This window comes from Gemmatimonas sp., from assembly GCF_041689975.1.
Lineage (GTDB): Bacteria > Gemmatimonadota > Gemmatimonadetes > Gemmatimonadales > Gemmatimonadaceae > Gemmatimonas.
In genome coordinates this window covers 1-3,436 of record NZ_JBDNFF010000065.1, presented here as the reverse complement: position 1 = coordinate 3,436, position 3,436 = coordinate 1, and the positions used below count along the sequence as shown (strand labels likewise).

General features: G+C 63.7%; 6 protein-coding genes. 3 read left to right on the top strand and 3 right to left on the bottom strand.

From position 1 onward, the window contains the following. Together ACESNG_RS04945 and ACESNG_RS04940 are read left to right on the top strand one after the other, a co-directional pair. A partial coding sequence (locus tag ACESNG_RS04945; RefSeq protein ID WP_373068040.1) for an amidase family protein occupies positions 1 to 170 on the top strand: 170 nt, incomplete at its 5' end. Further along, positions 167 to 334, top strand: a complete 168-nt coding sequence (locus ACESNG_RS04940) for a hypothetical protein (protein ID WP_373068038.1) — start codon at positions 167 to 169, stop codon at positions 332 to 334. The genes ACESNG_RS04945 and ACESNG_RS04940, both read left to right, overlap by 4 nt. A gap of 83 nt (positions 335 to 417) precedes the next feature. Here the strand turns inward: ACESNG_RS04940 and ACESNG_RS04935 are convergent, their stop codons facing one another. Genes ACESNG_RS04935 through ACESNG_RS04925 form a run of 3 tightly spaced genes read right to left on the bottom strand, consistent with a single transcriptional unit; the run spans position 418 to position 2,764 of the window. Continuing rightward, complete coding sequence (locus ACESNG_RS04935) at positions 418 to 1,029, bottom strand: PH domain-containing protein (RefSeq protein ID WP_373059723.1); 612 nt, start codon at positions 1,027 to 1,029, stop codon at positions 418 to 420. A gap of 26 nt (positions 1,030 to 1,055) precedes the next feature. Beyond that, positions 1,056 to 2,273: a M20 family metallopeptidase gene (locus ACESNG_RS04930; RefSeq protein WP_373068036.1), complete on the bottom strand. Its 1,218-nt coding sequence runs from the start codon at positions 2,271 to 2,273 to the stop codon at positions 1,056 to 1,058. Further along, positions 2,270 to 2,764 carry a DUF2911 domain-containing protein gene (locus ACESNG_RS04925; RefSeq protein WP_373059727.1) on the bottom strand — a complete coding sequence of 165 codons (495 nt, stop codon included), beginning with the start codon at positions 2,762 to 2,764 and terminating at the stop codon, positions 2,270 to 2,272. The genes ACESNG_RS04930 and ACESNG_RS04925 overlap by 4 nt, the downstream gene beginning before the upstream one ends. 459 nt (positions 2,765 to 3,223) lie before the next feature. On the opposite strand from ACESNG_RS04925, the gene ACESNG_RS04920 reads away from it, so the two are divergent. Beyond that, positions 3,224 to 3,436, top strand: a 213-nt coding sequence (locus ACESNG_RS04920) for a hypothetical protein (RefSeq protein WP_373059729.1), incomplete at its 3' end; no start/stop codon positions are given.

The window sequence follows — 3,436 nt, the reverse complement described above, 5'->3', positions numbered from 1 at the left end:
TGGCCTTCTCGCCCGGTGGATCGTCCGGCGGCACCGGAGCTGCCATCGCGGCGGCCTTCGCGCAATTCGGACTCGGCACCGACACCGGCGGCAGCATTCGCGGCCACTTGCCAGCGGCGACACCAGCGACTACCGCTATCGCTCGGTGCGTGATCATGCGCTGCCAATGATGCGCGACGTGGTGACCGGCCTGCTGGCTGCGATTCAGCTGGACGCGATCGTCTATCCAACGCAGTCGGTAAAGCCCGAGCGCATCGACGCCATGGCCGATGCGTTAGCCGCCGACGCGAGAAACCTCGCCAACCTGACCGGCTTCCCGGATCTCAGCAACTGACCCGCGCTCGCCGGCGGCCGGTAACTACACCGGCCTTGCCGGGCGAGGTGGTCCGTCTCAGGTAGCTCTATGCGAACCGCGCCCTACGCGTGGATGTACTTCTCGTACACCGCACTGAAGTCCTTTCGCGTGTGATCGTCGCGCACGGCATCGTTCATCGCATCGAGCACCGCGCGGTAGTGGCTCACCACGGCCGCCGGATCGATGACCGGGTTGTTCAGCTTCATCATGGAGCCGAGGATGGACGCCGCCGCCATCGCGTGCGCACGTCCGACCTCATCGCGCCGCTGCAGCTTGCCGATGGTGTAGAGCGCCTTGTACATGTCCTTCAGTGCTTCCAGATGGCTCTTGCGCACATCGATGCTGAACAGCTTGTCGCCGATCGTGAACTTGAGCTCGATGTCGAGGTCCACGGTACCCGCCGTTTCGATCGACACATGGGCGATGGCATACTGCGCGTACTCGTACCGACGGATCACACGCTTGGCCGAAATGGCCGACTCGCCGTCCACGTGGATGAGCGCCAGGTTGGTGAAGCAGTACTCGTCTTTCCTCGACTTGATCAGGAAGTAGATCTTTTCCTGGTCTTCGTGAAAGAGATAGTCATCGGCATCGACCTTGTCGAAGTCCTTGGACTCGACGATGACACCGATGTCGCTGAGACCAAGCGCCTCGGCGGCGAACTTCTTGAACATGTGGTCTCCCGTTTCTGGAATGACAGCTAGCGCACGCCCATCACCGCTGCGAGTCGTGCCACGAATTTAGCACTGCGCAGCATCGCCGGGATATCGGCAAACTCACCAGGCTCCGCGCGTGCGCCTCCACGCTCTCCGCCCATGCCGATTGCCAGCGTCCCACCGGCGATCGCCACATTCAGGTTCGAAGAACCGGCAATCCCGAGCTGCGGTGTCATGCCGAGGGCTTTCGCGATGCTGACCGACGCGCGCACCAGTTTCGACGTATCCGCGCCGGCGACCTGGCCACCGGCGGTCTGCTGGAGTGGCCGCATGTCGAAGCGCGTGCCGGTTTCGCGCGACACACTGTCGAGCACCGCGCGCACGGTGGCTTCGTTGCGTGCAATGGCGGGTGCTTCGAGCGCCCGGATGTCGACGGAAAACCACGCGCTGTCGGGCTTGCGATTCACGACATCGCCGGAGCGAATCATCGAGATGTTGAGCACCGAGCGACTGTTCGCGGGCGGCTGCGGAATGGCCAGGACACGGTCGACCGCGCGTGCGATTCCCTGATTTACGTTCGGCAGACCGCCGGTGAGCGTGTGCCCGCCCTGATGATACGCCCACACCCGCCACCAGTGAATGCTGATGGCGCCGTACGTGAGCGAACGACCGTCGCCCAAGACATCGACAAAAGCATCCGCTCGCGACTTCCAGTCGGCATACAATGCCTTCATGCCGATGAGTCCCGTCTCCTCCTGTGCGACCGCCGCGAACACCAGGTCATGCTGCGGCCGTACACCGGCCGCGACGAGCGCGCGGGCGGCGCCGAGCACGGCGGCCGTGGTGCTCGACGTATTGGTGCCGGGGCCGATCACACGATCACCGCTCACATACGGCGCGCGTGTGGCACTACGCTGATGCTGTGCCACTGGCGCCAGATCATCGAGCGTTGCTACGAACACGATGGCGCGGCGCGACGCATCGGGCAGCGAACCGCGGATTCGTCCGGTCACATTCGGAGTCTTGTCCACCATCACATCCGTCAGACCGATCGCGCGCATCTGAGCCGCGACGGCCTGCGCGCGTTCCGCTTCCTCACCGGACGGGGACTGAATGGTCGCAAGACGGACCAGATCCGCCGCGAGGCTATCGCGACGAGACTCGACCAGCTGGTCGAGACGCGCGGCCAGTGCGGACGGTTGCGCCTGCGCGGCGACCGGCAGCGCGAGCGCACAAGCAAAGAGCGCACGAAGTACGGTCATGGTCGGTACGGTGCCTTGACCTTCATCGAGATGCCGGTCGTTCCCCACTGCAATCTGAGCGTCGCTTCGTCGCGCAGCACCATTGGGAACTGGTACGTCAGCGTTTCCACCGACGTCGCCTGATCCGGAACGACCTCGAGCCGCAGCAAGTCGAACGCGGCGCCCGGATACGGCGTATGCTGAATATTTTTCTTGCGATTGAGAATAAATGTCCACGGGCCCGCCTCGCGCGGAACGAGCCACGCGGTGTACGTACCCTTGGCCACGGGCGCGCCATCGAGCGTGATATCACGGTTGATCGTGATCTGCGTGGCAACGTCGGCCCCGGGATGCCAGATGCTGTCCCACGGCACCAGCGCACCGAACAGCGCACGCCCACGCGCCGTGGGTCGCCCGTACGCGATCGAGATATCGGTGAACGCCACGCGCTGCGCCACGGTCCCGCGCTGACTGGGTGGATAACCCTGAGCCAGCAGCGATGCAGTGGTCACAAGGGTCACTGCGAGGAGCGGAACGAAAAATCGTCGCATCATCATCATGGTAAAATAGCGGCGTGGCGAATCAGGCAAGTTCGTCGGAACTGATCACAGAGAGAAAAGAAGGCTCTTCGGGGTTTCGTCTGGGTGAATCTCGGCCCTCCGGCTCGTGGTTGTTGAGGGTGTTTTCGTTTGGCCGCGGCATGGTAGCGGCCATCTGCGGTGAGGCAACCCAGCGGGCCTTTGGGCCGAGACTCACACGCACTTACTGATCAGTGCAGCAAATAGTTCTGGATTGTCTGCAGTAACATCCTGACGTTCTGGCATTGGAACGGCGTCCGTTATCGATGTGTTTTGGGAATGGGGTCGTTTTGTCTGATCTCGACGTGAACGGCGAGGCGCTGCCTGGCGGTCGTTTGCGCGGAGGCGCGCGGGACGGTCACGCACAGGAGCACCGGAACCACAGGAGTGGTGGTGCGGCACGCCCGGGTCCGCCGACGCGATGCCGGTATCGTTCAGTGTTGCTGTGCTTCGCGTCTCTTCGCGTGCTCCGCGAGCTTCGCGCGAACCTGCCGACTCTCCGACAGCTCCGAAGCAGCCGCACGCACCGCCGTTCGCGCGAAGTCCGCGAAGATCGCGAAGGCCCGCGAAGCACAGCAACCACAGGAGTGGTGGTTCGGCGCGCCC

What these genes read in the sequence shown, in the direction of transcription:
- ACESNG_RS04930 (WP_373068036.1), bottom strand. Translation starts at nt 2,273, where the DNA reads ATGACCGTACTTCGTGCGCTCTTTGCTTGTGCGCTCGCGCTGCCGGTC.
- ACESNG_RS04940 (WP_373068038.1), top strand. Translation starts at nt 167, where the DNA reads ATGATGCGCGACGTGGTGACCGGCCTGCTGGCTGCGATTCAGCTGGAC.
- ACESNG_RS04935 (WP_373059723.1), bottom strand. Translation starts at nt 1,029, where the DNA reads ATGTTCAAGAAGTTCGCCGCCGAGGCGCTTGGTCTCAGCGACATCGGT.